The 26,439-nt window shown below is 63.1% G+C and carries 25 protein-coding genes; 10 read left to right on the top strand and 15 right to left on the bottom strand.

The window, feature by feature from the left end; translation table 11 throughout:
* Nucleotides 1–2 precede the first annotated feature (2 nt).
* The gene (locus EFB14_RS09130; RefSeq protein WP_125847829.1) at nucleotides 3–2,006 is read left to right on the top strand and encodes an aldo/keto reductase; all 2,004 of its coding nucleotides are present in this window, start codon (nucleotides 3–5) and stop codon (nucleotides 2,004–2,006) included.
* Between the two features lie 44 nt (nucleotides 2,007–2,050).
* Here the strand turns inward: EFB14_RS09130 and cydX are convergent, their stop codons facing one another.
* The 7 genes from cydX to EFB14_RS09095 form a co-directional block, all read right to left on the bottom strand.
* Complete coding sequence (gene cydX / locus EFB14_RS09125) at nucleotides 2,051–2,173, bottom strand: cytochrome bd-I oxidase subunit CydX (RefSeq protein ID WP_125847830.1); 123 nt, start codon at nucleotides 2,171–2,173, stop codon at nucleotides 2,051–2,053.
* Nucleotides 2,174–2,186: 13 nt separating this feature from the next.
* A complete protein-coding gene (gene cydB / locus EFB14_RS09120; protein ID WP_125847832.1) occupies nucleotides 2,187–3,341 on the bottom strand; it encodes a cytochrome d ubiquinol oxidase subunit II in 1,155 nt (384 codons plus the stop codon).
* A 6-nt stretch (nucleotides 3,342–3,347) separates the two neighbouring features.
* On the bottom strand, nucleotides 3,348–4,928 hold the full coding sequence (locus EFB14_RS09115) for a cytochrome ubiquinol oxidase subunit I (RefSeq protein ID WP_126824653.1): 1,581 nt from the start codon (nucleotides 4,926–4,928) through the stop codon (nucleotides 3,348–3,350).
* Between the two features lie 80 nt (nucleotides 4,929–5,008).
* Nucleotides 5,009–6,700 carry an amino acid ABC transporter ATP-binding/permease protein gene (locus EFB14_RS09110; RefSeq protein ID WP_126824650.1) on the bottom strand — a complete coding sequence of 564 codons (1,692 nt, stop codon included), beginning with the start codon at nucleotides 6,698–6,700 and terminating at the stop codon, nucleotides 5,009–5,011.
* A complete protein-coding gene (cydD, locus tag EFB14_RS09105; protein WP_126824647.1) occupies nucleotides 6,697–8,427 on the bottom strand; it encodes a thiol reductant ABC exporter subunit CydD in 1,731 nt (576 codons plus the stop codon). Before cydD ends, EFB14_RS09110 begins: the two co-directional genes overlap by 4 nt.
* Nucleotides 8,428–8,431: 4 nt before the next feature.
* Nucleotides 8,432–9,010 carry a GbsR/MarR family transcriptional regulator gene (locus EFB14_RS09100; RefSeq protein ID WP_125847840.1) on the bottom strand — a complete coding sequence of 193 codons (579 nt, stop codon included), beginning with the start codon at nucleotides 9,008–9,010 and terminating at the stop codon, nucleotides 8,432–8,434.
* A 288-nt stretch (nucleotides 9,011–9,298) separates the two neighbouring features.
* Nucleotides 9,299–9,898, bottom strand: coding sequence for a HupE/UreJ family protein (locus EFB14_RS09095; RefSeq protein ID WP_125847842.1), 600 nt, complete (start codon nucleotides 9,896–9,898; stop codon nucleotides 9,299–9,301).
* A gap of 286 nt (nucleotides 9,899–10,184) precedes the next feature.
* Between EFB14_RS09095 and EFB14_RS09090 the strand changes: the two genes are divergently transcribed.
* Nucleotides 10,185–11,216 carry a hydroxyacid dehydrogenase gene (locus EFB14_RS09090; protein WP_126824644.1) on the top strand — a complete coding sequence of 344 codons (1,032 nt, stop codon included), beginning with the start codon at nucleotides 10,185–10,187 and terminating at the stop codon, nucleotides 11,214–11,216.
* Between the two features lie 63 nt (nucleotides 11,217–11,279).
* Here EFB14_RS09090 and EFB14_RS09085 read toward each other — a convergent pair whose 3' ends face one another.
* A complete protein-coding gene (locus EFB14_RS09085) occupies nucleotides 11,280–12,284 on the bottom strand; it encodes a Tim44 domain-containing protein (RefSeq protein ID WP_125847847.1) in 1,005 nt (334 codons plus the stop codon).
* Nucleotides 12,285–12,368: 84 nt separating this feature from the next.
* Entirely contained in the window at nucleotides 12,369–12,827 is a 459-nt protein-coding gene (locus tag EFB14_RS09080; protein WP_126824641.1) for a YbaK/EbsC family protein, read from the bottom strand.
* A 269-nt stretch (nucleotides 12,828–13,096) separates the two neighbouring features.
* Here EFB14_RS09080 and EFB14_RS09075 point away from each other — a divergent pair, with 269 nt between their 5' ends.
* The 8 genes from EFB14_RS09075 to EFB14_RS09040 all read left to right on the top strand — a co-directional run bounded on the left by EFB14_RS09075 (nucleotide 13,097) and on the right by EFB14_RS09040 (nucleotide 21,003).
* Nucleotides 13,097–13,321: a hypothetical protein gene (locus EFB14_RS09075; protein WP_125847851.1), complete on the top strand. Its 225-nt coding sequence runs from the start codon at nucleotides 13,097–13,099 to the stop codon at nucleotides 13,319–13,321.
* A gap of 479 nt (nucleotides 13,322–13,800) precedes the next feature.
* Nucleotides 13,801–15,147 (top strand): extracellular solute-binding protein, encoded by a 1,347-nt coding sequence (locus EFB14_RS09070; RefSeq protein ID WP_126824637.1) that lies wholly within the window; start codon nucleotides 13,801–13,803, stop codon nucleotides 15,145–15,147.
* Between the two features lie 63 nt (nucleotides 15,148–15,210).
* Nucleotides 15,211–16,512 carry a carbohydrate ABC transporter permease gene (locus EFB14_RS09065; protein ID WP_125847855.1) on the top strand — a complete coding sequence of 434 codons (1,302 nt, stop codon included), beginning with the start codon at nucleotides 15,211–15,213 and terminating at the stop codon, nucleotides 16,510–16,512.
* A gap of 2 nt (nucleotides 16,513–16,514) precedes the next feature.
* Complete coding sequence (locus tag EFB14_RS09060) at nucleotides 16,515–17,357, top strand: carbohydrate ABC transporter permease (protein WP_125847857.1); 843 nt, start codon at nucleotides 16,515–16,517, stop codon at nucleotides 17,355–17,357.
* Nucleotides 17,357–18,412, top strand: coding sequence for an ABC transporter ATP-binding protein (locus EFB14_RS09055; protein WP_126824634.1), 1,056 nt, complete (start codon nucleotides 17,357–17,359; stop codon nucleotides 18,410–18,412). Before EFB14_RS09060 ends, EFB14_RS09055 begins: the two co-directional genes overlap by 1 nt.
* Complete coding sequence (locus EFB14_RS09050; protein ID WP_125847861.1) at nucleotides 18,412–19,185, top strand: glycerophosphodiester phosphodiesterase; 774 nt, start codon at nucleotides 18,412–18,414, stop codon at nucleotides 19,183–19,185. The genes EFB14_RS09055 and EFB14_RS09050 overlap by 1 nt, the downstream gene beginning before the upstream one ends.
* Complete coding sequence (locus EFB14_RS09045) at nucleotides 19,175–20,179, top strand: LacI family DNA-binding transcriptional regulator (protein WP_125847863.1); 1,005 nt, start codon at nucleotides 19,175–19,177, stop codon at nucleotides 20,177–20,179. Before EFB14_RS09050 ends, EFB14_RS09045 begins: the two co-directional genes overlap by 11 nt.
* A complete protein-coding gene (locus EFB14_RS09040; protein WP_125847865.1) occupies nucleotides 20,179–21,003 on the top strand; it encodes an inositol monophosphatase family protein in 825 nt (274 codons plus the stop codon). Before EFB14_RS09045 ends, EFB14_RS09040 begins: the two co-directional genes overlap by 1 nt.
* Here EFB14_RS09040 and EFB14_RS09035 read toward each other — a convergent pair.
* From EFB14_RS09035 to EFB14_RS09010, 6 genes are all read right to left on the bottom strand, one after another.
* Nucleotides 21,000–21,863 carry a glycerophosphodiester phosphodiesterase gene (locus EFB14_RS09035; protein WP_126824630.1) on the bottom strand — a complete coding sequence of 288 codons (864 nt, stop codon included), beginning with the start codon at nucleotides 21,861–21,863 and terminating at the stop codon, nucleotides 21,000–21,002. The two genes, EFB14_RS09040 and EFB14_RS09035, sit on opposite strands and share 4 nt — an antisense overlap.
* Nucleotides 21,864–21,933: 70 nt before the next feature.
* Nucleotides 21,934–23,028 carry a pyridoxal-phosphate-dependent aminotransferase family protein gene (locus EFB14_RS09030; RefSeq protein ID WP_126824627.1) on the bottom strand — a complete coding sequence of 365 codons (1,095 nt, stop codon included), beginning with the start codon at nucleotides 23,026–23,028 and terminating at the stop codon, nucleotides 21,934–21,936.
* A 13-nt stretch (nucleotides 23,029–23,041) separates the two neighbouring features.
* Entirely contained in the window at nucleotides 23,042–23,824 is a 783-nt protein-coding gene (locus EFB14_RS09025; protein ID WP_125847869.1) for an ABC transporter ATP-binding protein, read from the bottom strand.
* Nucleotides 23,821–24,606, bottom strand: a complete 786-nt coding sequence (locus tag EFB14_RS09020) for an ABC transporter ATP-binding protein (protein WP_125847871.1) — start codon at nucleotides 24,604–24,606, stop codon at nucleotides 23,821–23,823. Before EFB14_RS09020 ends, EFB14_RS09025 begins: the two co-directional genes overlap by 4 nt.
* Nucleotides 24,603–25,436 (bottom strand): ABC transporter permease, encoded by an 834-nt coding sequence (locus EFB14_RS09015; RefSeq protein WP_125847875.1) that lies wholly within the window; start codon nucleotides 25,434–25,436, stop codon nucleotides 24,603–24,605. Before EFB14_RS09015 ends, EFB14_RS09020 begins: the two co-directional genes overlap by 4 nt.
* On the bottom strand, nucleotides 25,433–26,422 hold the full coding sequence (locus EFB14_RS09010; RefSeq protein WP_126824624.1) for an ABC transporter permease: 990 nt from the start codon (nucleotides 26,420–26,422) through the stop codon (nucleotides 25,433–25,435). The genes EFB14_RS09015 and EFB14_RS09010 overlap by 4 nt, the downstream gene beginning before the upstream one ends.
* Nucleotides 26,423–26,439 lie beyond the last annotated feature (17 nt).

Raw genomic sequence — 26,439 nt, 5'->3', positions numbered from 1 at the left:
CCATGACTTCCGATCAACTGATCCGCTGGGGCATCATCGGCCCCGGCACCATCGCTCGTACCTTTGCCGACGGCGTCGCCCATTCGCGCACCGGCAAACTTGTGGCGATCGCCACGCGCAATCCCGAGAAGCCGGGGCTTCAGGAAAACTTCCCCGGCGCCCGCATCGTCAACGGTTACGAGGCGCTGCTCGCCGACAAGGAAATCGACGCGGTCTATATCTCAACTCCTCACACCGGCCATGCCGAGTGGGCGATCAAGGCCGCACGCGCCGGCAAGCATATCCTCATCGAAAAGCCGATCGCACTTTCGGCCTATGACGCCGAAGCCGTCTATTACGAAGCGAAGAAGGCCGGCGTCTTTGCCGGCGAGGCCTTCATGTACCGCGTGCATCCGCAGACGGAGAAGCTGGTCGAGCTCATCAAGAGCGGCGTGATCGGCACTGTCCGGATCATCCGCTCCAGCTTCGGCTTCAACATGGGCAGCTTCAAGCCGGAACACCGGCTTTTCGCCAATGAGACAGCCGGCGGCGGAATTCTCGATGTCGGCGGTTATCCGGTCTCGATGGCCAGACTGATCGCCGGTGCGGCGGACGGCAAAGCCTTCCTCGACCCGGAGAAGGTTTCGGGCGTCGCCCATCTTGGCCAGAGCGGCGTCGATGAATGGGCATCCGCCGTTCTCAAGTTCCCGAACGAGATCATCGCCGAAGTCTCCTGCTCGATCATGGCGCAGCAGGACAATGTGTTGCGCATCATCGGCTCCGAGGGCCGCATCGAGGTCGCTGACTTCTGGTTCGCCTCCGGCCACAAGGGCGGCGTCGGCAAGATTGAGATCTTCAAGGGCGGCAAACAGGAAACGATCGAGCTCAGGGAAGACCGCTGGCTCTACTCCTTCGAGGCGGACTCTGCGGGCGACGCCATTCGCGCCGGCAGAACCGAGTTCAGCTCTCCCGGCATGAGCTGGGCGGATTCGATCGCAAACCTGCGCGTGCTCGACCAGTGGCGCGCCTCGATCGGCCTTGAATACGGTGTCGAGAAAGCAGACAAGCGCACGAAGAACATCGCCGGCGGCACAGTGACGCGCGGCAGCAGCATTCCGCGGCGTCAGATTCCCGGTATTTCCAAGCCGGCCTCGGTGGTCACACTCGGCTTCGAGTTCTTCCCGAATTTCGCCTCTGCCTCGCTGACGCTTGATGCCTTCTACGAGGCCGGGGGCAATGCCTTCGACACCGCCTATGTCTATGGCGGCGGCAAGACGGAGACGATCTTCGGCGACTGGCACACGAGCCGCAAGGTGCCGCGCGAGGAGATCGTGCTGATCGGCAAGGGCGCGCATTCGCCGCTCTGCTATCCCGACATGATCGCAAAGCAGCTCGACCAGTCGCTCGCGCGGCTGAAGACCGACTATGTCGACGTCTATTTCATGCACCGCGACAATACCGACGTGCCTGTTGGCGAGTTCGTCGATGCCATGGATGCCGAAGTCAAACGCGGCCGCATCCGCGGCATCTTCGGCGGCTCGAACTGGACGCGCGCGCGTTTCGACGAGGCGATCGCCTATGCCGAAAAATCAGGCAAGGCGGCGCCGGCGGCGCTCTCCAACAACTTCTCGCTTGCCGAGATGCTCGACCCGATCTGGGCCGGCTGCGTCGCCGCTTCCGATGACGACTGGAAGAAGTGGCTGAATGAGAAGCAAATTCCGAACTTTGCCTGGTCGAGCCAGGGCCGCGGCTTCTTTACCGATCGGGCCGGCCGCGACAAGAGGGACGATGAGGAGATCGTTCGGGTCTGGTATTCCGAACGCAATTTCGGACGCCGCGACCGCGCCATCGAGCTTGCCAACAAGCTCGGTCGCAACCCGATCCACATCGCACTTGCCTATGTGATCGCCCAGCCTTTCCCGGTCATTCCGCTGATCGGGCCACGCACCGTCGCCGAGCTGGAAGACAGCCTCTCGGCGCTCGACATCCAGCTGACACCCGATCAGGTGAAGTGGCTGGAAGGCTGACGGAAAAGAGAGAGGGCGCGTTTCGAACCGCGCCCTTCTCATATCTACTTGCGCGTTTCGGAGGCCTTGTTTCTGGCTGCGTCATCCATCAGCTCATACCACATGGCGTTGAGGACAGCGAAGGCTGCTGCCAGCGGCAGGCCGAGGATCCATGCAAAATACCACATTGTTTCGTCTCCCTCAGTAGGCGTGGCTGTTTTTGTCGGTGATGGATTTCTCGTCGACCTTTCCCCACAGAACCTTGTAGACCCAGGCCGTGTAGGCGAAGATCATCGGCAGGAAAATCGCTGAGACAACCAGCATGATGAACAGCGTCTGGTGGCTCGACGACGCATCCCAGACCGTCAGGCTCGATCGCGGGTCGAGCGAGGAGGGCAAGATGAACGGGAACATCGAGAGGCCGACCGTCGAGATAATCCCGAAGATTGCGAGTTTGCTGAAGAGCAGCGTCATCACCTCGCGCCTTGCCCGCATGGCGATGAAGGCCAAGGCCGCGCCGGCAAAGCCGAGGACGGGCGCGACGATCATCCACGAATGGGCGCCGTAATTGGCAAGCCATGCGCCTTTTTCGATCGCCACGGTCTTCAACAGCGGGTTGGAAGGCCCGATCGGGCTGATGTCGCTGGTGATGCGGTAGCCGTCGACGCCGATCCACAGGAAGAGCCCGCCGAGGGCAAAGAGCACGATCGCGGCAAGGGCGGCGATGCTGCCATAGCTTCTGGCCCGTTCCGCAACCGGGCCGCTCGACTTCAACACCAGCCAAGCCGCACCATGCATCACCAGCATGGCGAGGGAAAGCAGGCCGCAGAGCAGCGCATAGGGGTTGAGCAGGGCAAAGAACGAGCCTTCGTAAAATATCCGCATATCGTCGGCAAATCGGAAAGGCACGCCCTGCAGCACGTTGCCGACGGCAACGCCAAAGATCAGGGACGGCACGAAACCGCCGATGAAGAGTGCCCAGTCCCAGCCGTTGCGCCAATTGGCGCTCTCCCGCTTCGACCGGTATTTGAAGCCGACCGGGCGCAGGATGAGAGCGAAAAGAATCGCAAACATGGCCAGATAGAAGCCCGAGAAGGAGACGGCATAAAGCGGCGGCCAGGCGGCGAAGATGGCGCCGCCGCCGAGGATCAGCCAGACCTGGTTGCCTTCCCAGGTGGCGCCGATGGTGTTGATCGTCACCCGCCGTTCCGTATCGGTCCTGGCGACGAAAGGCAGAAGCGCACCGACGCCGAGGTCGAAGCCACCCGTCGTGGCAAAGGCGATCAGCAGAACGCCGAGCAGCAGCCACCAGATGACGCGTAGGGTTTCATAGTCGATGAGTTCGTGAAGGATCATGACGGTTCACTCCGCGGCCGGGACGAGGGTTTCGGAAATGAGATGGGCTTCCGGCTCGTCGTCCGGTTCCGGTCCCTGCCTGATCGCCTTGATCATCAGGCTCATCTCGATGACGATCAGCACCGTGTAGAGTGCGGCAAAACCGATGATCGTCAAAAGCACGGTGCTGGCGCCGAGACTGGAGACGGCTGCCGCCGTCGGCAGCACGCCTTCGATCACCCACGGCTGACGGCCGAATTCGGCGACGACCCAGCCGAATTCGATGGCGACCCAGGGCAGCGGAATAGCAAGGACGGCGATCCTCAGGAGCAGCGGGAATTTGTCGAGCTGGCGTCGCGCCGACAGCCAGAAGAAGGTCGTCATCAGCAGGATGAAGAACATGCCGAGGCCGACCATGATGCGGAAGGACCAGAAGAGCGTCGGCACATGCGGGATCGTATCGCGCGCGGCCTGGACGATCTGCTCATCGGACGCCTGGCGCGGGTCGTCGACGTAGCGCTTCAGAAGAAGAGCATAACCGAGATCATGGCCGAGATCCTCGAAGGAAGTGCGCACTTCCTGCGCAACCTGATCCTGTGCCGGCGCGGCGCGGATCTGCATCAGCGCATCATAAGCCTTGATGCCGTCGCGGATTCGGGTTTCGGCCTGCTGCTCAAGCTTGTCGATACCAGGGATCTCAGTCGTCAGCGACCGCGTGCCGATCAGGCCCATGACCCAGGGAATATGGACGGCGAAATGCGTTTCACGCGCTTCCTGGTCGGGAAAGCCGAAAGCGGTGAAGGCCGCCGGCGCCGGTTCCGTCTTCCACATGCCTTCGATGGCGGCAAGCTTCATCTTCTGGTTTTCGGTGGCGAGATAACCGCTCTCGTCGCCAAGCACGACGACCGAGAGCGCCGAGGCAAGACCGAAGGAGGCGGCCACGGTCATCGAGCGCTTGGCAAGCTCGATATGCCGGCCTTTCAGCACATACCAGGCCGAGACGCCGAGCACGAAAACCGAGGCGCAGACATAACCCGCCGACACCGTGTGGACGAATTTGGCTTGGGCGACGGGATTGAAGACCACGTCGAAAAAGCTCGTGATCTCCATGCGCATCGTCTGCGGATTGAGCGCCGATCCCACAGGGTTCTGCATCCAGCCATTGGCGATCAGGATCCAGAGCGCGGAAAAATTCGAGCCGAGCGCTACCGCCCAGGTGGCGACGAGATGGCCGACCTTCGACATCTTGTCCCAGCCGAAGAAGAACAGCCCGACGAAGGTCGCCTCGAGGAAGAAGGCCATCAGGCCTTCGATCGCCAGCGGCGCGCCGAAGATGTCACCGACATAGTAGCTGTAATAGCTCCAGTTCATCCCGAACTGGAATTCCATGACGATGCCTGTGGCAACGCCGAGCACGAAATTGATGCCGAACAGCGTGCCCCAGAATTTCGTCATCTGCCGCCAGATCTGGCGGCCGGTCATGACATAAACGGTTTCCATGATCGCCAGGAGCACGGACAGGCCGAGCGTCAGAGGCACGAACAGGAAGTGGTAAAGCGCCGTCAATGCGAATTGGAAGCGCGAAAGTGCTACGATATCTAGTTCCATTGTCTTTCTCCCACGGTCCCACGGGGTACAGAACGTTCCTCGAGCGCCGGTTGGCTCCTGAGGGCATGCAAATGCACGGCTCAGTCCGGCCGAAGCCGGTCGAGCGCCTTTTCGAACGCCGCCTCTCCCCGGCGCGAAACTTGTGTGATGCGGCCGCCTTCGATGATGGCGATGCGATCGGCGATCGCAGCCTCCCGGCGGATATGCGTGGCGATGACAAGCGAGCGGCCTGCCGCCATTGCCGATAGACGGCTGAGCACATCGCGGGCGGTGGCGCCATCGAGGCCCTCGGTCGGCTCGTCGAGCAGCCAGAGCGGCGTGTCGCGCAGAAAGAGCCGGGCAAGCGCCAGCCGGCGCGACTGGCCGCCGGAAAGGCCGAGACCACCTTCGCCGAGCCTTGTGTCGATCCCCCGCGGCATCGCCTCTATATCGGCAAGCAGACCGGCGGCGGCGAGCGCTTCACGGAGACGGACCTCGCCTGCATCAGGATTCGCCAGCCTCAGGTTGCCGCTCAGATTGTCCTCGAAGAGTTCCGTCCGCTGCGTCAGCAGGGTCGACGGCACTGCGGCAACGCCTCCCGTCCTTGCCGACAACTCGCCGGAAAGCAGGGCAAGCAGGCTCGACTTACCGGCGCCGCTGCTGCCGACGACGGCCAGGCGTTCACCCTTCTTGAGCTCGAGGTCGATGCCTTCGAGCGCCGGCGCGGTGGAATTTTCATGGAAGGCGGACACGTCGGCCAGAGAAAAAGCATATCCCGGCCGCGGCGCCGCCAACGGCTCGGGTGCCGCCACGGCGGCGAGCCGCGGCGCAGTGCGCTTTGCCGCCAATAGCGTTCGCCCGAGTTCCAGGGCGCCGCGGCGTAGCGCCGCGAAGGGTTCGACCGCCGCGAAGGCGACGAGCAGCCCGAGTGCTGCGACAGGCGCGGTAATCACCATTGTTTCCGCAAGGGCTGCGACGGCAAGCAGCGAACCCGTCAACAGGAGGGTGGAAACAAGGCCAAAGCCGAATGTCAGCCCGGTTTCGACGCGGTTCAACCGGTCGTCGGCACAGGCGGCGTAGCTGTCGGCCATGGCGATTGCGCTCCTTTGCGCGGCAAGGCGGCCGGCCATCAGCAGGTCGGTCTGGCCGGCGACGAGATCGATCGTCCGCGACCGCAGCGCTTCAATGCCGTGGGCGCGTCTGCGGGCATGTTTGCGCGCCGCCCGAGCTGCGATCAGTGGCAGGCCGAGGCCGGCAATGGCGAGGAAGAGGCCAAAGCACAGGCCGAACTGGGGATACATCAGCCCCAGCGCGACGCTTGCGGCCAATGCCGCGCCGATCGCCACCGCGGCCGGCACGAGAATACGGAGATAGAGGGAGTCGAGCGCATCGATATCGGCCGTCAGCCGGAAGAGGAGCCTTGCGGGACGACGCAGTAGCGTGCGGGCAGCACCCCGTTCGGCAAAGCCGCGAAACAGCCTTTCGCGAAGGGCGGCAAGCACGCCAAGCGTTGCGTCATGGGTTGCAAGCCTTTCACCATAGCGTGCCGCTGTCCTGACGATGGCGAGCAGGCGAATGCCGGCTGCCGGCGCAAAGACGTCGAAGGTGACGGCGGCTGCGGCCGAAAGCCCGGCAAGCGAAGTGGCGGTGATGAACCAGCCGGAGAGGCCGAGCAGCGCGATACCCGCCGTCACCGTCGCCGCCGAAAGCACCGCGCCGAGCAGCAGCGCGCGCCGGCGCTCGGCGAGGAATAGGTGCAGGATCGGCCTGATATCCGCTATAAATCCGCTCATTCGGCCGCCTCCCTCAGGATGAGACCGGCGTCGATACGCATGGTGCGATGCATGCGGGCGGCAAGCAGCGGATCGTGGGTCGCGACGACGAGGGTTCGACCCCGCGCGAGCGAAAGCAGGCTCTCGGTCACTTCAGCCGCGGTGGCGGCGTCGAGATGCGCGGTCGGCTCGTCGGCAAGGATCACCTTCAGATGCGGATTGCAGGCCGCGCGCGCGATCGCCAGCCGGAGCGCCTCACCGCCGGAAAGCCCGATTCCACCTTCGCCGAGCGGCCGGTTGCCATAGGCATCTGCAACCTTTCGGAGTCTGGCGGCATCAAGGGCTTCAGCGACTTCGGCACGCAGAATTCCGGGCCTTCCAAGCGCGATATTGCCCGCGACGGTGCCAGCGAAAATATGCGGGTTCTGGCCGATCCACGCCATGCCGCCACGCAGGCTGGCCGCCGTCTCATCCGTTAGTTCGACGCCGCCGATGACGATGCGGCCATCGGTGCAGGGCGCCAACCCCGACATCAGCGAAAGAAGCGTCGACTTGCCGGAACCGCTGGCGCCGAGGAGCGCCAGATGTTCGCCGGCGGCGACATCGAGATTGAACCCACCAAGGATCAACGGCTCGTCGGCGCCATAACGAAAGGCGAGATTTTCAAGGCGGATATCCGGCGCCTCGGTGCCGGCGGGAACAGCCGGTTCAGCCGATCCCCGGATGGGCAGGCTGCCGACGGCAAGGGCGTCCAGCGCTTTCAGCGCCGCTTCACCGGCCGCCCGATCGTGCCAGACCGCCGAAAGCTCGCGCAGCGGCTCGAAGAAAGCCGGCGCCAGCAGCAGGATGAACAGTCCCTCGGTCAAATCGAGCCGGCCAACCCAAGTGCCGAAGCGGATTTCGCCGAGCAGGCTGAAACCGACATAGACGGCAATCATTGCCACGCCGAGCGCGGCAAAGAGTTCGAGCACGGCAGAAGAGAGAAACGCGATCTTCAGCACCGCCATGGTGCGTTTGCGCAGCGACTCCGCCTCCTCTCGCAGCCTGAGGGCGGTCGCATCCACTGCGTTGAGCGCGCGGATCGTCGCCAGTCCACGCAGGCGGTCGAGCAGGAAGCTGTTAAGGCCGCCGGTCGCGACGAGCTGTTTTTCGCTCGCCGCTTGGGCGCGCCAGCCGATCAGCGCCATGAAAACAGGGATCAGCGGTGCGGCAAACAGCAGAACCAGCGCAGCAATCCAGGAGACGGGAAGGATGAAGGCAAGGATGACGAGCGGCACGAGGCTCGCCTTCATCCGCGCGGGATGGAAACGAGCGAGATAGGGCACGATGAGTTCCGCCTGCTCGCCAATGATGCTTGCGGCTTTGCCGGAGGCGGGCCGGCCGCGATCGACCGGCGACGATAGGGAAAGAGCGGCTATGGCAATCTCGCGCCTGCGGCTGAGTTCGGCGCGCGCGGCATGAAAGGCCAGGCGACCGCCAGCCGCGTCGAGACAGCTTCTTGCCAATCCGAGGACGAGGATGCCCAGGGCCGGCCAGAGAACGTCATGCAGCCCGCCGCCATCGGCGATACGGCCGACCGAAACGGCCAGCAACCCGGCCTGCGGGATCCATATGGTAGCAGCCAATGCCTGCAGCAATGCCGCCCTGCGCAGGCGGCCTTTTGTCGCGTCACCGCGGGACGAAGTGACCTCGCCATTCGGCGGCCGTGCTTCGGGCTTGTCTGTCGCGTCGAAGAAAGCAGTGCCCATGGCGCTAACTCTTGTTCGCAGGATTCGGCCGGCGGCTCCGGCCGAGAGAGACGACCCGGTCCTTGGCCTCCAGAAGCTTGGTCACTTTCGCACCCAGCGAGAGTAGCGTCGCGAGCCTTTCCGTTTCAAGTTGTTTTACGTCTTCATACCAATGCGTCAGCTGTTCGATCAGCGTATGCATGTCGCTCATACGCTCCTGCGCGTAACGTTCGGCATCGCTCGCCGGCCGCTGCATCAGGATTTCGCGCAGGACGGAAAGCGTCGGATCGACCTCGCGCTTCTTTCGTTCCTCTGCCAGTGTCCTCAAAATCTGCCAGACATCGTCGGGCGTCGTGAAGAAATCGCGGCGATCGTCCGGCTTGTGCTTGAGAAGGACGAGGTTCCATGCCTGCAATTCGCGCAGGCTCATCGAAACATTGGAGCGCGAGATGCTGAGGGAATCGGCGATCTCCTCGGCGCAGAGCGGCGCGGGAGAGACGAAAAGCAGGGCATAGATCTGGCCGACTGTGCGGTTGATCCCCCAGCGAGAGCCCATTTCGCCGAAATGGAGAACGAAGGATTGGACTAGAGGCGGGAGATTCATTGCTGTTTCCGTTGCGTCAGTGATTTCAGAAATTTCTGAAATTACTGTACAGACTTTCGCACCCCGCCGACAATCGGCAAGGCGACCCTGCGTCAATTTGGATGTCCGTTCGTTGATCGTGCGTCACGATATAGCCCGACACGGCACGGCCGGATTTGATTTGGATCAAGTCCGCGCGACTTTGCAGCGATGATGCGGAAACGCCCGGCAATGCGTCGCACATGCCGGGCGTCCTGATTGGATTGTGATGTCTCGGTGCTGTTGACGGCGGCTGGAACGCCGCCAGGGTCAGATCAAGCCGGCCAGGATGACGATGCCTGATAAGGCGGCAATGCCGCCGGCCGCACGCGTCACGAAGGCACCTTGCCGTTCACCGGCACGGCCGACGACATAGCCAAGAGCGAGGCCGGCGACGTGCAGCAATGCGGTGGCGATCATGAAACCGGCAGCATAGGCTGCGCCGGTCGCATTCTCCGGCATTTCGGCGCCGTGCGCATGGCCGTGAAAGATGGCGAAGAGGCCGACAACGCCGAGCGCTGCCGCAAGCGGCGCCTTGACATTGAACGCAACAACGGCGCCGAGCACGACGACGGAAAGCGCGATGCCGATTTCAACGAAGGGAACGTTGATGCCGGCAACGCCGAGGGCACCACCGAGCGCCATTACCAGAACGAAGGTCGCCGGCACGAGCCATGTGGCGCGACCGCCGAGCTGAAATGCGAAAACGCCGACCATCACCATGGCGAGGATATGATCGAGACCTGATATCGGATGGGCAAAACCATGGCTGAAACCCGCCGCTTCGCCGATGGCGGGATGGGCGGAGGCTGCGGCCGGGAGCGCTATGGCAGCCAAAGCAAGCAGGCCGCTCTTGAGTGCTGATTTCATTGTTCGATCCCCTCGTGAGTTTTTCGATATGCTGCGGCGGCCGAACACCAGGCATAGTTCAAAGTCGCGCGCACAAGCTAGTTCAAGGCGTTTGCGCCGTCAACGAAAACCCTCAGAAATACCAAGGCAATTCAATTGCTTATCTGATAGGCAAATGCCACTTTCGACAGCGTCGCCATATTGGTATCGACGCATCGAAGGACCATTGAGCTGGAAAGCATCCCGCACAAAAGCTATCAATCGCTGAGCCGAGACGGCGCAGACCGCCGCGATGGAGGAGAGGCCCATGACGAATATCAAACGGCCGCTGGCGATCAGCGCGCCCGAGCCGCGCACGCTCGATCTGATCTTCAGCGACAAGGCGCGCGCTGAACTGCATGCGAAATACGAGATCGTCGAAGCCGATCCCGACAATATCGCCGGCCTCGGCGACGATATCCTCGGCCACGCGCGCTACATCATCGGCCAGCCGCCGCTTTCGGCGGAAACGCTCGCCAGAATGCCGGCCTTGCGCTCGATCCTCAACGTCGAAAGCAATCTTCTCAACAATATGCCTTACGAGGTGCTCTTTGAGCGCGGTATCCATGTCGTGACGACAGGCCAGGTGTTTGCCGAGCCGGTCGCCGAAATCGGCCTCGGCTTTGCGCTTGCGTTGGCGCGCGGCATCGTCGATGCGGATGTCGCTTTCCGGCAGGGCAATGAATTCTGGGGCGGGGAGGGCAATGCGAGTGCGCGCCTGATCGCCGGCTCCGAGATCGGTATTGTCGGCTTCGGCGATCTCGGCCGGGCGCTGCGCCGGGTGCTTTCCGGTTTCAGGGCGCACATCAGGGTGTTCGATCCCTGGCTGCCGCGCTCGATCCTCGAGGAAAACGGCGTCGAGCCGGCAAGCCTGGAGGATGTACTGACGAAGAGCGATTTCATCTTCGTCGTCGCAGCCGTCACCAGCGAAAACAAGGGATTTCTCGGCACTGAGGCCTTCGCCAGCATGCGCAGGGGGGCGGCCTTCATTCTGCTCAGCCGCGCCGATGTCGTCGATTTCGATGCGTTGATGGCTGCCGTCGCGTCGGGCCATATCGTTGCGGCGAGCGACGTCTACCCTGAGGAGCCACTGCCGTCCAACCATCCGGTGCGCAGCCTGAAAGGCTTCCTCCGCTCGGCGCACCGGGCCGGAGCGCTCGACAGCGCCTTCAAGAAGATGGGCGACATGGTGCTCGAGGATATGGACCTGATGGACCGCGGCCTGCCGCCGATGCGCTGCAAGCGGGCGGAACGCGAGACCGTTTCCCGCATGCGCTCCAAGCCGGTCGCGATGAACTGAAACAGATGGCCCAGAACCGCATGGCGGTTCTGGGCCGGTTGATTTACCCGATACGGGAAGGTGCTAGGCGGCGCGTTGCTCGGTGCCCTGGATCGCGGCGAGCTTCCAGTCGGCGCCGGGCCTGCGCACGAAAGTCCAGACCTCGGTGCTTTCGCTCGGACGGCGGTCGTCTCCAGAGACGACGCGGCCGCTGTCACGTTCGACCATGGCGTCGATCGATGAATAGCGCATGGCAAGCGTCGCATATTCCTGGCCGTCTTCGCGCCAGGCTTCGGCAATATCGCCCTGCAGCAGCTTGACGTCCGAGACGCGGTTGCGCACGCCATTGGTGGCGTTTTCGCCGAGTTCCTCGGCAAGATAGGACATTGCCTCAGGCGTCGTCAGCCGGCGCAAAGTACCATAATCCTCCGCGCCATAAGCGGTCTGTACCTTTGTCAGCAGCTCCTCGAACTGGTCGAGGTCGGCCTGCGCCAGCCCGATCTCGTCGCTCGGGCGGTTGACGCTCGACTGCCGGCCGAAACCCGAACCGATCGCCGGGATCTGGAAGGATGAATTGCTCGCGGGCGACATGTTGTAGGACTGCCCGTAGGAGCGGCCCTGGCCGCCAACGCCGTAGGAAGGCTGGCGGCGGCTGGCGAAATACCGCATGGCAAGCATGATGGCGCCGCCGATCAGGGCGATCTGCAGCAGCATGCCGAGGAAGCCGAAGCCGCCGCCAAAACCATGACCGAGCAGCATGCCGAGAAGGCCGCCGGCGATCAGGCCGCCGATCATCGAACGGCCGAAGCCGCCGAAGAGGCCGGGACGCTGGGCATAGCCGGGCTGCTGCGCGTTATAGGGTGCGGTTGTCTGCGGGCGCGGCGTCATCGAGCGTTCGATCGGGGCTACCGGGGCAGGTGCCGTGCTGGTGACCGGAGGCGCGCTGAAAGTACGCGTGCCGCGGCTTCCGAATCCACCGAAGCTGCCGGCGCGGCGCGCATCGGCATCGCTGATGGTGGCAAAAACGGTAGCGCTCGTCAGTACGGCTATCGCCGCAATCTTGGCAAAACGCGAAACGGCACTCGGCATTCCTGATCTCCTGTCATGCGCAATCACGGCATGTCGAGATCCAATATAGGTACTCTTTCCGCCATGTGAAGCTCTCCGGCCCCTTTACTGACAGACGTCGACCCAGCTGGCGCCTGTCAGTTTGGCCAGCCGTCCGGTGGCGATACGCACGGCCGAATTCGTCGAACCGGCCGCCGGCACGACCTCATCGAAGCGTTTGAGCGAGATATCGCAATAGACGGGCAACGGCGCGGGCAGGCCGAACGGGCAGACGCCGCCGACCGGATGGCTCGTGACAGCCACGACTTCCTCCGCATCGAGCATGCGCCCCTTGCCGCCGAACGTATCCTTGAACTTGCGGTTGTCGAGCCGCGCCGTGCCGCATGCAACGACCAGCATCGTCTGATCGCCGACGCGCAGACAAATCGTCTTGGCGATCTGGGCGGGCTCGACGCCATGCGCTTCGGCGGCAAGCGCCACCGTCGAGGAGCTCGCGGCGGTTTCGATGATTTCGATATCGGGTGCGTGGGTGCTGAGGAAGGCGCGGACGGATTGAAGGCTCATGAGATGAACGCGCAAAAACGATGATCGGAGGATGGATGATGCGATGGATACGGAAATCCAAGTTTAACTCAGTAACTTAAAGTTCCAGATATTTCAATCAAAGCATGGCTCGGTCGCTTAGCGATGGTGGGTTTGGATTCCATCTGAAAGAGGGATCCCGTGGCCGATGCAGAGATCGTAATGGCATGACCGGAGATCATCTGCCTTCATGGCGGAGCCGGCCGGGATGGTCTTGCCTTGAAGCCACCCCGGCCGGATATTCCCCCAATATGAGCGACGACGCCGATCTATTCATCGGACAAAGCGAGGTCGCACCGCAGCCACGATGGAAAGGCGTCGAAGCTGTTCACCATGCGACGTCGTTTCCACCGGGCAATGATGATTGCGAGGAGAATTTCTCGAAAGCTAAATCGCGAGCAAAGCTCGCTCATGGATGTCGCCAGGCTCTCGCCGGGGTGCTGATTGTTCATGATCAATCGCGGTCAGAATTCTGAACCGCCCTTCTTTCAAACCTGAAGAGCGCAGCGCCATGTCGCGCGGACGTCGCCGTGCGCAGAGGCTGCGTGCGAAACGCGTGCCGTCTTCGGATGGTGAAGCTTGAAAGGTCTCGGATATGATCGAGGGTAGGGAGCTTCGGAAGCCTATGCCAAAGAGGCGTTGGACGAAGAAATATCTGTCATTGCACGCCTCCATTGTTGGTTTGTTCCTGCACTACCAATAGCTGATTGGGAAAACGGAGGCAAGGGGCACCTCATTCAGGCCTTCAGATTGCCATCAGCTGCATCGGCAATTGACCATGCCGAGAACATCGTCATAATAATTTTGCACACGTGCTCAATTTTGTCACTCGGTCGTTACGTTCACCCCCTAGAGCGAGATACGCCACGTTTTCGCGGGGTCTTCGGAACGGTCGTCAATACCGGTGATGACCCGCCAAGAGGCCTCACACCGCTCTTCCAGGGAGACGAAGAAGATGACCATTTTGCCGACATTGAAATCCCTTACCGTCGCAGCCGCCATCCTGGCTTCGACGTCCGCTCTTGCACTCGCCAAGGACGTTCACATCAGCGTCTGGGCCGGCGGCACCGGCCCGAACGACGTCTATCGTCTCGACGCCATCGAGATCGCCGCCCAGCAATTGCAGCGCCAAGCCGCCCTCAAGGGCGAAGACCTGAAAATCACCGTCGAGAAGAAGGCCTATTCCGGCTGGGACGACTTCAAGCAGGCGCTGACCCTTGCCGCCGAAGCCAAGACCGCCCCGAATATCGTCGTCAGCGGCCATGAAGACATTGCGCCGTGGTCGCAGGCCGGCCTCATCGTTCCGATCGAGGACTACGTCGATCTCGACTCCTGGCCGCTCAACGGCATCTACGAGAACCTGCTGAAGATCGCCTCCTACAACGGCACCGTCTACGGCATTCCGCAGGACGCCGAATCCCGCCCGATGTTCTTCTGGAAGCCGTATATGAAGGCGATCGGCTACAGCGATGCCGATCTGGACGCGCTGCCGCAGAGCGTTCAGGACGGCAAATACACCATGAAGAACCTGCTCGAAGACGCCAAGAAGATGCAGGACAAGGGCCTCGTCCAGCCGGGCTACGGCTTCTATCCGCGCACCAGCAACGGCCCTGACTATTGGCAGTTCTACACCAGCTTCGGCGGCACGATGGAAGAAAACGGCAAGCTCGTTTTCGACAAGGCCGCCATGACCCGCACCTATCAGTTCTTCGCCGACGCCGTTAAGGCAGGTGTCACCAAGAAGAACCATATCGGCATGCCGGGCGATCAGTGGTGGAAGGAAGTCGCCACCGGCAAGGCCGGCATCTGGGACGGCGGCACCTGGCACTATGCCCGCCTCGTCAACCAGGAAGGTCTCAAGGACTTCTTCGGCAACGTGATCTTCACGCTGATCCCGGCCGGCGAAGGCGGCAAGGCCAACACGCTGACCCACCCGCTCGTCTACCTCCTGACCGCCAGTCACGACAAGGAGGATACCGATATCGCCGCCCAGCTGATCACGATCGCCTCCGAGCCGCGCATCAACGCGCTGCATGCGGTCAAATCCGCCCATCTCGGCATTTCCGAGGCGGAAGCGGAAGTCGATTTCTACTCGGCCGACCGCTGGACCCGCGAAGCCACCGAACGCCTGCTGCCGCATGCCAGTGCGATGCCGAACAATTCCGATTTCGGCACCTATTGGAACATCATGTGGAAGAACCTCCAGTCATCCTGGACCGGTGACAAGACCGTCGACGCCGCCATCGGCGATGCCGAGAGCGAGCTGAAGAGCACGCTCGGCGACAAGATCGTCATCCGTTAAGATCGAAGCACTTTTCCGGGCGGCGGCAATCCCGCTGCCCGGTCGGTCCGCGAGGAGGCTTCCATGAAATCGTCCAGAGCGCTCGGACTGGTGATGATCGCGCCTGCCGCGATCATGATCATTCTCTTCTTTCTGCTGCCGGTCGTTCTGACGGCGGTCTTCTCGATGACCAGCATGACGACGGCGACCGGCATATCAGGCGGGGTCTACCAGATCGCCCCTAATTCGCTGATCACGCTGAAATCGGTGATGCCCGACATCGCCGCCGAATTGGCCGAACCGCGCTATGCGATCGACGAGACCGGCCTCAAGGCCGTCGAGGGCCTTGGGCTGGCGCCTGGCATCGCTGGGGAATTGCGCGCCAAACACAATGGCGAGGTCTTTCCGACGCGCCGCGATGCCGAGCGCATGATCAAGGATCTTGCCGAACGGCCTTCGACACGCGACGTCAAGCAGATTTCCGAACAGTTCAACCGCTCCGTTGTCAACACGCGCTTCGACAGCAAGGAACAGCTCTTTTCCGCTCTCGATACGCTGGGCCTCAAGCTGACGCCGGAACAGAAGGAAACAGTCGCCAAGGCCACCTATACCGGCTGGACCTGGACAACAGACAATTTCTCGCGCATCGCCACCTCGCCCGACATGGCGCGCGTGCTATTGAATACCGCGCTCTATGTCGCACTGGTGTTGACGCTCTTCAATGTAGGCTATGCGCTGCTGCTTGCGATCTGGACGCATTACATGCCGCCGGCGCCAGCCTCGATCTTCCGCGGCATCTGGCTCCTGCCGCGCATTACGCCCGTCGTCATCTACGTCATGCTGTGGAAGTGGCTTGCCTGGGATACCGGCTTTATTTCGATCCTGATGGGCAAGTTCGGCTATCCCCCGAAGAACTACCTGCTCGACACCGCCTATCATGCCTGGTTCTTCGTCGTGCTGATCAACGGCTTCATCGGCGCCTCGATGGGCATGCTGGTCTTCTCCTCAGCGATGAAGGCCATTCCGAAGAGCCAGTTCTATGCGAGCGAAGTCGACGGCGCCTCGCGCTGGCAGCAGATCCGCTACATCATCCTGCCGCAGATGCGTTGGCCGATCCTCTTCGTCACCTGCTATCAGACGCTGTCGCTGCTCGCCTCCTTCAATGAAATCCTGCTCGCCACCAATGGCGGACCGGGCAACGCGACCGAAGTCTGGGCGCTCGCCGCCTATCACACAGCGCTCAGGAATTACGCCGGCAATCTCGAATACGGGCTGGGTGCCGCCATGGCGCTCGTGCTCGTCGTCATCGGCGTGGCGCTGTCGCTCCTCTATCTGCGCGTCTTCAACTACGGCACGCTTGTCGCCAAGCCCCTGATCGAGGATTGACCATGGCCGAACGATCGCAGCCTTCGGCAAATTACAGCAGCTGGCCCGTTATGACGGCGCTCACCATCGTTAGCCTCCCGCTGCTCCTGATGTATGTCTATCTCTTCCTCGACACCGTGACCGTGAAGCAGCCGGAGGCCTTGCTGCCCTCCGGCCTGACGCTCCAGCACTGGCGCTTCCTGTGGCAGACGACGGCGGGCAAGGCGAACATCTGGCAGGTGACGGTGAACACGCTGCTGTTTTCGGCCTGCACCACCAGTCTCGTGCTCATCATCTCGTCGATGGCGGGCTACGTTCTCTCGCGATTGAACGTGCCGGCGCGCGGCTTCTTCCTCGCCGGCGTCATGGTGCTGCATGCATTCCCGTCGGTGACGCTGATCATCGCCATCTTCATCGTGCTGCAGATGGTCGGCCTCTACAATTCGCTGATCGGCGTCATCCTGGTAAAGGCGGCGATCGACCTGCCTCTCGGCATCTGGCTGATGAAGGGCTTCTACGACACCGTGCCCTGGGAAATCGAAATGGCCGGTGTCGTCGATGGCGCCTCGCGTTTCCGGGTCTGGCGCAGCCTCGTGCTGCCGCAGGTCCAACCCGGGATCATGGCGCTCGGCCTGTTCTCCTTCCTCTCCGGCTGGGGCGAGTTCATCCTGCCGCAGGTGCTGGCGCCCGGTAATGAGGTGCAGGTGCTTTCGGTCTATCTCGCGGGCTTCCTCGCCGACGACAACAATTACGATTTCAACATGTTCAAGGCGGTCGGCCTCTTCTACCTCGTTCCGGTGCTGATCGCTTACGCGCTCTTCAACAAATACCTCATGAACATCTATGGCGGCGGGAACAAAGGCTGATGCGTATCCTTCTCGACAATTTTTCGAAGAGCTTCGGCTCCACCAAGGTCATCGAGAACATGCAGCTCGAAGTCGGTAACGGCGAGATGCTGGCGCTTCTCGGCCCCTCCGGCTGCGGCAAGTCGACGACACTGTTTGCGGTCTGTGGCATCCATAGGCCGACAGGCGGGCGCATTCTCTTCGGCGACCGCGACGTCACCGACCTGCCGAGCCAGGCTCGCAACGTCGGCGTCGTCTTCCAGTCCTACGCGCTCTATCCGCATATGACGGTTGCCGAAAACATCGGCTTTCCGCTGAAGGTGAAAGGCATGCCGACCGCCGATATCCGCAAGGAGGTTGACCGCATCGCAGGCCTCGTGCAGATCGGCAATCTCATGGAACGTCGGCCGGCGCAGCTTTCCGGCGGCCAGCAGCAGCGCGTGGCGCTGGCGCGCGCATTGATCCGCAAACCCGACGTGCTGCTTCTCGACGAGCCGCTCGCCAATCTCGACGCCAAGCTCCGCCTCGAAATGCGCTCGGAAATCCGCCGCATCCAGCGCGAAACCGGCATCACCGCCATCCTCGTCACCCATGACCAGGTGGAGGCGATGAGCATGTGCGACCGCATCGCCATCATGAAGGAAGGCGAAATCGTCCAGATCGCCACGCCGGCCGAGATGTACAACGATCCGAAAACCGCCTTCGTCGCCGGCTTCCTCGGCAATCCACCGATTACCTTCCTGCGCGGCGTCCTTGATAAGGGCGCTTTTACCATCCCGGAAAGCGAGATCCGCGTGCCGCTGCGTGACACTGTCGCCGTCGCCGAGGGCACCAAACTGATGCTCGGCGTCCGCCCGGAACATTTCACCCCGGCGGGCGATATCGCCGTTCCCGGCAAGGTCACCTTCGCCGAAACGCAAGGCCGCGAAAACCTCTACGACGTGCTTCTATCAGGCGGGCCGCTGTTGCGCTCGATCCAGCCGGTGCGCAACGATATCCACGTCGGCGACGATGTTTTCTGGGCGATCGACAGCCGCGGCGTGTTCGTCTTCGATGAAAACGGCAGGAGGCTGTGATGAGCCGCGATTTCTCCGCATTTTTCGAGTGTTATGGCTGGCCGGCAACCAAGGGCCGGTTGCCCTTCTGCATCGGCCATCGCGGCGCCAGCGGCCATGAACGCGAGAACACGATCGCCGCATTCCGGCGCGCCGCCGAACTCGGCGCCGAAATGTGGGAGCTCGACACGCAACTGACCAAAGACGGCGTGGTCGTCGTTTCGCACGACGACCATCTCGAGCGGGTCTTCGGCATCGACCGCCGCATTTCCGAAATGACGGCCGCTGAGCTCGCCGCCCTCGACGGCGTCGACGTGCCGAGTTTTTCGGAGGTCGCCGCTCTCGGCCGCAAGACGGGAACCGGCCTCTATGTCGAGCTCAAGGCGCCCGGAACCGGCTTGCTCTGCTGGCGCCACCTTGCCGAGATGAACCAGCGTTTCGCCTGCCTTGGTTCCTTCGACACGGCGCAGGTGCGCGAACTCCGTGACGCGGGCTGCGATTTCCCGCTCTCGGTGCTGATCCGCGTCGGCCACGATCCGCACGCCCTCGGCGACGAGGCCGGCGCCGATATCCTGCATCTCTGCTGGGAGAGGGCAGGGGAACGCCCGCAGGATCTGGTGACGGAGGCGCTCATGCGCCCCGTCTTTGAGGCAGGCCGCGAAATCGTGCTCTGGCACGAGGAGCGGCAAACCATTCTCAATGACATCATGAAGCTTCCGGTTCTTGGCATCTGCACGGATCTGCCCGATCTGATGCGGGGGCCCGCGGTGAGGGAAAAAGCAGTTGGCAGATAGGGATAAGGGACCCCGCAAGGTAACCTCCTTCGACGTGGCGCGCGTGGCCGGCGTCTCGCGCGCCGCGGTGTCGCGCGCCTTCACGCCGGATGCCAGCGTCTCCCCGAAGACCCGCGAAAAAGTCTATCAGGCCGCCAAGGAACTCGGCTATCGGGTGAACTATCTTGCCCGAAGCCTCACTAACAAACGCTCCGATCTCGTCGGCCTCGTTGCCGCCGGCCTCGACAATCCGTTTCGCACGCTGCAGATCGAGCATCTGGCGAAGGTGCTGCTCGCCCGCAATTTCCGCCCGATCCTGCTGCCGACCTCACAGGAGGCGGATACCTCGTCCTTCATCGGTCAGTTGCTGCATTACGCCGTATCGGGCGTGATCGTCACCTCGGATGCGCCGCCGACCGAGATCTGCGAGCAGTGCGCCGCCGAAGGCGTGCCGATCGTGCTGATCAACAAGGGCAACGACATCCCCTTCGTCGACCGCATCATCTCCGACGACCGCATGGCCGGCCATCTCGCCGCCAGCCACCTGATCGACGCCGGCGCGCGAAAGCCAGCCGTCATGGCCGCAACCGCCATATCTTACACGGCCCGCCGGCGCCGCGAGGCCTTCGTCGCCCGCTGCAAGCAGCTTGGCGTCGAAGCAGAGTTTCTGCATGTCAAAATCAACGACTACCGGAGCGGCTACGATGCGGCGGGCGAGCTTGCCGCCTCCGGCATCGACGGGCTGTTTTGCGCCAATGACTACATGGCCTGCGGCGTCGTTGACCGCATCATGCAAGGCCGCGGCCGCGAGGATGCGCCACCGCTTCCCATCATCGGCCATGACGATATCCCGCAGGCGAGCTGGAGCGCCTATGAGCTGACAACCATTCGCCAGCCCTGCGACCTCCAGGCCGAACAGACTGTCGACCTGCTGATAAGCCGCATGGCCGAACCGGACCTGATGGCGCGTGTCGAATTCACGCCCGTGACATTGATCAAAAGAAGGACTGCCTGATGAACTCCCCATTCGATGCCGCCGCCATCCGCGCCCGGGCGGAGGTCGCGATCGCCATTGCCCTCGACGTCGGGCGGGAGGCAGCACGGTTCCGGCGCGAGTCCGCTCCCGGCACGCTTGCCATCGAAAACAAGGGGCTTCAGGATTTTGTCACAGTTGCCGATAAAAGGGCCGAGGAAGCAATCCGCAACGGGCTGCTCTCACGTTTTCCCGAAGATACTTTCATGGGCGAAGAAAGCGGCGGGCGATCGGGTGGAGCCGGTACGTGGGTCGTCGATCCGATCGACGGCACGACCAATTATATCAGGGGCTTCCGGCACTGGGGCGTCTCCATCGCCTTCGTCGTCGCCGGCAAGGTCGAGATCGGCGTCGTCTACGACGCTGCCGAGGACAAGGTCTTCCACGCCGTGCGCGGCGGCGGCGCCTTCAAGGATGGGCTTCCGGTTCATGCGGGCGCAACAACCGATCCGGCCAATGCGCTCGTCATTCTCGGTCATTCCCGCAAGACGAGTTTCGACGATCATCTCGCGCTCTCCAAACGGCTCCACGAGCGCGGCATGGATTATCGCCGCATGGGTGCGGCCGCCATCGATCTCGTTCGTGTCGCCGAAGGTACGGCCGACCTTTATTACGAGCGCCATCTCAACGCGTGGGATATGCTCGCCGGCGCGCTGATCGCCGAAGAGGCGGGAGCAATGGTGGCAATGCCCCCGGTTGACAGTTTGCTTGCGGATGGTGGGCCGGTCATTGCCCATTCGCCCGGGCTTGCCGGCGAATTCGCCTTTATCCTCGAGGTAGAGGGGTTGGCGCGCTCCGCGGATTAATCTGCCGTCCGCCTGCGCCAGGCGCGTTCGGTCGCCGGCGCCTCGTCGGTGGTGATTTGGTCCGGCTTGAGCGCCATCAGCGCCGAGAAATTCAGCCATTCCTCCTCGCTGAAGCCGGTCTCCGGATTCTTCAGGGTGAAGGTCCAGGCATCGACGCGTTTGCCGTGGTCCTGGCAGAGCCCAATCATATCCAGCCCCTCTTTGGCGGCATTCAGGATCAGTGGCCAGTGGAGATAGATCGTGTCCGGCTCAGTCGGGCCGCTGAGGTCGGCGCGCAACTCAGTCTCGACCGCGTTCCAGCCGCTCGCCTTCCAGATATCGTAAAGCTTGTCCGTGGGATCGATGCCGCGCTGCAGGTGCGGCAGCTTCTCCTTGACGGCGACGATAAGGTCGAGGCTGCCGCCGCTGACGATCACCGAGGCGGCGATATCCCGGAAATGCGCGGCAAGATGCTCAATGCCCTTGGCGCCGATCGCTTCAAAGTCGTCCTTCATGTCGAATTGCAGCAGTGCGGCCGGATGCGTCGACTGCATCATGGCGGCGAGATCCTCGCTAAGGATCAGCGGCCGGGCGCCGTCCTTCATCAGCACGCCCCTGAGGTCACCGATGCTCTTGTCGGTGATCGGTCCATGGCCCGTCGTTTCGCCTTCGAGTTTCCTATCGTGCAGCACGACGAAGCCGCCATCGGCACGCACCCGCAGATCGAGCTCCATCGATGCACCAGCCGCAAAACCCTCCGCCATCACTTCGGCGGAAAACAGCGGATCGGCAAACCGCTTGCGCAGCCGGTGCCATTTCAGGCGGGTGTGGTGCCTCGCGTGCAAAATCTCGAGGCCGTGAGCATCCAGCAATCTCGTCATCTCAAGTAGCTCTCCATGATGCCACTCTCCTGCCTTGACGGGCCGTGATTATCAAGGGCCGAAGACGGCTTCATCGGCTGTAGGCCGCGGAGATTGCCTCGGACGCTGCAGCGATATCTGCGGGATGGCCGGCCTGCCTGAGAGCAGCCCCGTAGGCCACCACATTCGAGAGCACCGTCTGGAATGCAGCGCGCGGACCTGTATGGTTCAGCCGCACAAGACGGGCCGGCGCGGTTCCGACACCTTCGGTCAGCTCGACCCCCAGCCGCCCAGCGGCTGCGATCAGCGTGGCAGGCGCCAGCGCTTCCGGCAGCGGGACAGCCGTCGCCAGGTTCGAAGCCTTTGCAGCCGGAACCCAGGCCCCGCTGCCCAATGCGGCAAGCCCCGCTCGTGTCGCCGATGCCGCGAGCGCATGGCGGGCAATGATATTCTCCAAGCCTTCGGCCTCGATGCGGTCGAGTGCCGTTTCCAGCGCGAAGAATTCCAGCGGCGCCGGCGTTCCCGGCAGGGCGCGCCGGCCGCCATCGAGCCACATTTTCAGATCGGCCAGCGACAGGATGGAATCGCGCGGTGCGCCATCCCTGAGGATCAGCTCCCAGGCGCGGCGGCTGACGGAAAGCGCTGATACCCCTGCCGGACCGCCGAGCGCCTTCTGCGGGCCGATCACCGCGATGTCGATGTCGAGAGCATCGACATCGAGCCGATGGCCGCCGACCGAGGCGACCGCATCGACGACGGTGAGGATGCGGCGAGCGCGCGCAAGCGCCAGTATCTCGGGCAGGGGATTCAGAATGCCGCTCGCGGATTCCGCGTGAACCACGGCGAGTACATCGATGTGACGACTGGTCCCCAACGCATGGGCGACCACCTCGATCGCGATCGGTAGGCCCGGTTCGGCGACGATATCCTGGACCGTCGCACCACCCCGCCGCAGCCATTGCCCGAACCAGCTGCCATAGGGGCTGGTGACGATATTGAGTGCCGAAAGGCCAGGGCGGGCAAGGCTGACCGCTGCCGCTTCCAGCGCCACCACAGCCTCAGCCTGCACGAATACGATGTCGTTGCGGCTCAGCAATATCCTGCCGACCTTGTCGGCAAGGGCGGCATAGCGCTCCGCGGGATAGGAGAGGGCGCCGTGCAGGGGATTCCAACCGGGATCGGGCATAACGACTGCTCCTTCAGAACGGATCGGTCACGAGACGGGGGACGGCGGCAACAAGCGCGCGGGCGGCATCGGATTGCGGCGCGACAACGACCGATGTCGCCGGACCGGTCTCGACGATCCGCCCATTGTCGATAACGGCGATGCGGTGGGAGACGGCGCGGACGACGGCAAGATCGTGCGAAATGAAGAGACAGGCAATGCCCTGTTCCCTTTGCAGCTCGACCAGAAGCTCCAGAATCCTGCCGCGCACGGTCACGTCGAGGGCAGAAACCGCTTCGTCGAGCACCAGCAGCGACGGCCGCGTTGCAATCGCCCGGGCGATCGCCACACGCTGGCGCTGGCCACCGGAAAGCGACCGCACAGGACGACCGGCATAATCGGCAGACAGGCCGACGCGTTCGAGAAGCATCGCGATCTCGCCGGTGCGGCGGTGCCTTGGGACAACCTCGTGGATGCGCAGCGGATCGTCCAGCACAGCACCCACGGTCGCCAGCGGATTGAAAGCGGCGAGCGGATCCTGGAACACCATCTGCATCTGTGCCCGTTTGCGGCGAAGCGCTGCGCCGCTCAGGGCAAGCCAATCCTCTCCTTCGAAGCGGATTGCGCCGGCATCGGCAGCAAGAAGGCGCAGCAGGATGCGCGACAGGGTCGACTTTCCGCTGCCGGAGGCACCGACAATGCCGAGCGTCTCGCCGGCCGCGATCGTCAGCGACACATTCTCGAGGGCGGCGACCCGGCGGCCGGAGGAGGAAAAACCTTTCGACAGGTTGTCGATGGAAAGCAGCACATCGCTCATGACGCCGCCTTCGCAATCAACGGCGGCGTTCTGAGATCACGATGGCTGGCAATGAGTTCGGCGGTATAGTCGCTCTGCGGCGCCGACAGCACCGAACGGACGGGGCCGGCCTCGACCAGCCTTGCATCGCGGAAGACCGCGATGCGATCGACGAAGCCGGAGGCGAGCGCGATATCGTGGGTGATGAAGAGCAACGTCATGCCATCCTCGCGCACCAGCCCGTCGAGCAGGCGGACGATCTCGGCCTGGACGACGACATCGAGTGCGCTGGTCGCCTCGTCGGCGATCAGCAGCTGAGGTTTCGCAGCGATCGCCGCCGCGATGGCCACGCGCTGGCGCTGGCCGCCGGAAAGCTGATGCGGAAAGGCCCTCATCACCTTGTCAGGCTGCGGCATCCGCACCCGTCCAAGCAATTCCTCGGCCCTGGCATAGGCCTGTTTCCAGTTAAGACCGAGATGGCGCCTGGCGCCTTCGGCGATCTGCTCGCCGATCGTGAGCACGGGGTTGAGGCTGGAACCTGGGTCCTGAAAGATGAAGCCGAAATCGCGGCCGGGGCGGGGCGGATGGCCGAGTGCGGGCCAGAGCATCTCGCCGCCGACCTTCGCCCTCTCAGGCAGCAGGTCGGCGAGGGCGCGGGCGAACGTGCTCTTGCCGGAGCCGCTTTCGCCGACGATTGCCAGCCTTTCGCCGGCGGCAATATCGAGATCGATGCGGTCGAGTGCGGCTGCGCCGTGCCCGTAGGTGACCGAAAGCTGCCGCAGGCTGCAGAAAATGTCGCTCATGCCGCCCTCGCACCGTCATCGCCAAGCGCCTTGCCGAGGCCTTCGCTGAAGAGATGGACGCCGAGCACGGTCACGGCGAGTGCTGCGCCCGGTATGACGGAGAGATAGGATGCCGAACGCAGCACGCTGCGGCCCTCGGCGATCATCGAACCCCAGGTGGCGATGTTGGGATTGCCGAGGCCGAGGAAGGACAGCGCTGCCTCGGTCAGGATCGCCCCGGCGACGATGGTGGCCGAAAGCGCCAGCACCGGCGGCAATGCGTTCGGCAGGATCTCCCGGAAGGCGATCTCGGCTGGATGCATACCGATCACCCTTGCGGAGGCGACGTAATCCTGCTCGCGGATCGCCAGTACCTGCGCTCGCGTCAGCCGCGCCGGGTCAGCCCAGGTGCCGAGCGCAATGGCAAGAACGATAACAGGCGTCGAGACGCCGATGGTGCTGACAAAGGCAAGAGCGAGCAGGAAGGCCGGTACGATCTGGAACGCATCGACCACACGCATCAGCGCCTCATCGACGAGCCCGCCGGCAAAACCGGCCACCATGCCGACGCAGACGCCGAGGATCATGGCGGAAAACGCCGCTGCGAGGCCGACGGCAAGCGAGGTTCTGGCGCCATAGAGCAGTCCCGCCAGAACGTCGCGGCCGAGCCGGTCAGTGCCGAGCGGTGAAGCCGGGTCGGTGAACGGCGCAAGCAGGGCACGGCCGGCAATCCTCAGCGGATCGCCCGGTGAGATGACCGGAGCGAGCAGACCGGCCACAACCAGGATGAAAAGGATCGCAAGCCCGACCGCGCCTTCCGGCTGGCTCAGCAGGCGCTGCAGGCGGCTCATACGCTGCCCTCCGAAGCGCCGATGCGAGGGTCGAGCGCGGCATAGACGAGATCGACGAGGAAATTGACCGAGATGACGAGGACGGCGCTGGTGACGACGATGCCCATCAGCAGAGGCGCATCGCGGCCATTGACCGCCTCCTGCGCCAGCCGCCCAAAACCCGGGATCGCAAAAACGCTTTCGATCACCACGCTGCCGCCGAGCATGGCCGCCGATTGCAGCCCGAGCATGGTGACGAGGGGCAGCAGCGCGTTGCGCGCCACATGGCGCAGCACGATCCGGCTCCGCGACAGGCCCTTGGCGCGGGCAAACAGCACGAAATCGAGCTTCCAGGCCTCGGCCATGCCGCTGCGCATCACGCGCAGGAACAGAGCGAGATAGATCAACGCGAGAGCGCCGACCGGCAGAACGAGATGATCTGCAATGTCGAGCGCGCGCGAAAATCCTGTCTTTCCCGAAGCGATCGTCTCGATAGCGGCAATTGGAAACCAGCGCAACTTCACCGAAAAGACGATGCTCAAAACCAGGCCGAGCCAGAAGCTCGGAATGGCATAGACGATCAGCGAGCCGATCGAGAGCAGCCGGTCACGCAGGCTACCCGGCCGCGCGCCGGCAAGGATGCCAAGCGCCGAGCCGAGGCCGAAGGAGAGTGCCGTGGCGCTGCCCATCAGGAGCAGCGTATTGGGCAGGCGTTCGGCAATCAGCGCGCCGACCGGCCTGTTGAAGGCGACCGACCAGCCGAGATCGAGCCGCCCCAGCGAGGAGAGATAAAGCCAGAGGCGCGCAAACATGGAGCGGTCGAGGCCATAGCTCTCTCGCAGCGACTGCACCAGCGCCGCATCGCCACCGCCGATCGAGCCGAGATAGGCGTCGACGGCATCACCCGAGGCTGACTCAAGCAGGAAAAAGGTGAAAATCACCACGATCAGCAGCACCGGAATGCTGCTGATCGCCCTGCGCCTCAGGAGGATGATGGCTCGTTTCACGCCGGACAGGGCCTCTG

It is taken from the genome of Rhizobium fabae (assembly GCF_003985135.1).
Lineage (GTDB): Bacteria > Pseudomonadota > Alphaproteobacteria > Rhizobiales > Rhizobiaceae > Rhizobium > Rhizobium pisi.
This window is presented reverse-complemented; position numbering and strand designations above follow the sequence as displayed.

Coding starts and splice junctions, on each gene's coding strand:
- EFB14_RS09130 (WP_125847829.1), top strand. CDS start 3: ATGACTTCCGATCAACTGATCCGCTGGGGCATCATCGGCCCCGGCACC.
- cydX (WP_125847830.1), bottom strand. CDS start 2,173: ATGTGGTATTTTGCATGGATCCTCGGCCTGCCGCTGGCAGCAGCCTTC.
- cydB (WP_125847832.1), bottom strand. CDS start 3,341: ATGATCCTTCACGAACTCATCGACTATGAAACCCTACGCGTCATCTGG.
- EFB14_RS09115 (WP_126824653.1), bottom strand. CDS start 4,928: ATGGAACTAGATATCGTAGCACTTTCGCGCTTCCAATTCGCATTGACG.
- EFB14_RS09110 (WP_126824650.1), bottom strand. CDS start 6,700: ATGAGCGGATTTATAGCGGATATCAGGCCGATCCTGCACCTATTCCTC.
- cydD (WP_126824647.1), bottom strand. CDS start 8,427: ATGGGCACTGCTTTCTTCGACGCGACAGACAAGCCCGAAGCACGGCCG.
- EFB14_RS09100 (WP_125847840.1), bottom strand. CDS start 9,010: ATGAATCTCCCGCCTCTAGTCCAATCCTTCGTTCTCCATTTCGGCGAA.
- EFB14_RS09095 (WP_125847842.1), bottom strand. CDS start 9,898: ATGAAATCAGCACTCAAGAGCGGCCTGCTTGCTTTGGCTGCCATAGCG.
- EFB14_RS09090 (WP_126824644.1), top strand. CDS start 10,185: ATGACGAATATCAAACGGCCGCTGGCGATCAGCGCGCCCGAGCCGCGC.
- EFB14_RS09085 (WP_125847847.1), bottom strand. CDS start 12,284: ATGCCGAGTGCCGTTTCGCGTTTTGCCAAGATTGCGGCGATAGCCGTA.
- EFB14_RS09080 (WP_126824641.1), bottom strand. CDS start 12,827: ATGAGCCTTCAATCCGTCCGCGCCTTCCTCAGCACCCACGCACCCGAT.
- EFB14_RS09075 (WP_125847851.1), top strand. CDS start 13,097: ATGAGCGACGACGCCGATCTATTCATCGGACAAAGCGAGGTCGCACCG.
- EFB14_RS09070 (WP_126824637.1), top strand. CDS start 13,801: ATGACCATTTTGCCGACATTGAAATCCCTTACCGTCGCAGCCGCCATC.
- EFB14_RS09065 (WP_125847855.1), top strand. CDS start 15,211: ATGAAATCGTCCAGAGCGCTCGGACTGGTGATGATCGCGCCTGCCGCG.
- EFB14_RS09060 (WP_125847857.1), top strand. CDS start 16,515: ATGGCCGAACGATCGCAGCCTTCGGCAAATTACAGCAGCTGGCCCGTT.
- EFB14_RS09055 (WP_126824634.1), top strand. CDS start 17,357: ATGCGTATCCTTCTCGACAATTTTTCGAAGAGCTTCGGCTCCACCAAG.
- EFB14_RS09050 (WP_125847861.1), top strand. CDS start 18,412: ATGAGCCGCGATTTCTCCGCATTTTTCGAGTGTTATGGCTGGCCGGCA.
- EFB14_RS09040 (WP_125847865.1), top strand. CDS start 20,179: ATGAACTCCCCATTCGATGCCGCCGCCATCCGCGCCCGGGCGGAGGTC.
- EFB14_RS09035 (WP_126824630.1), bottom strand. CDS start 21,863: ATGACGAGATTGCTGGATGCTCACGGCCTCGAGATTTTGCACGCGAGG.
- EFB14_RS09030 (WP_126824627.1), bottom strand. CDS start 23,028: ATGCCCGATCCCGGTTGGAATCCCCTGCACGGCGCCCTCTCCTATCCC.
- EFB14_RS09025 (WP_125847869.1), bottom strand. CDS start 23,824: ATGAGCGATGTGCTGCTTTCCATCGACAACCTGTCGAAAGGTTTTTCC.
- EFB14_RS09020 (WP_125847871.1), bottom strand. CDS start 24,606: ATGAGCGACATTTTCTGCAGCCTGCGGCAGCTTTCGGTCACCTACGGG.
- EFB14_RS09015 (WP_125847875.1), bottom strand. CDS start 25,436: ATGAGCCGCCTGCAGCGCCTGCTGAGCCAGCCGGAAGGCGCGGTCGGG.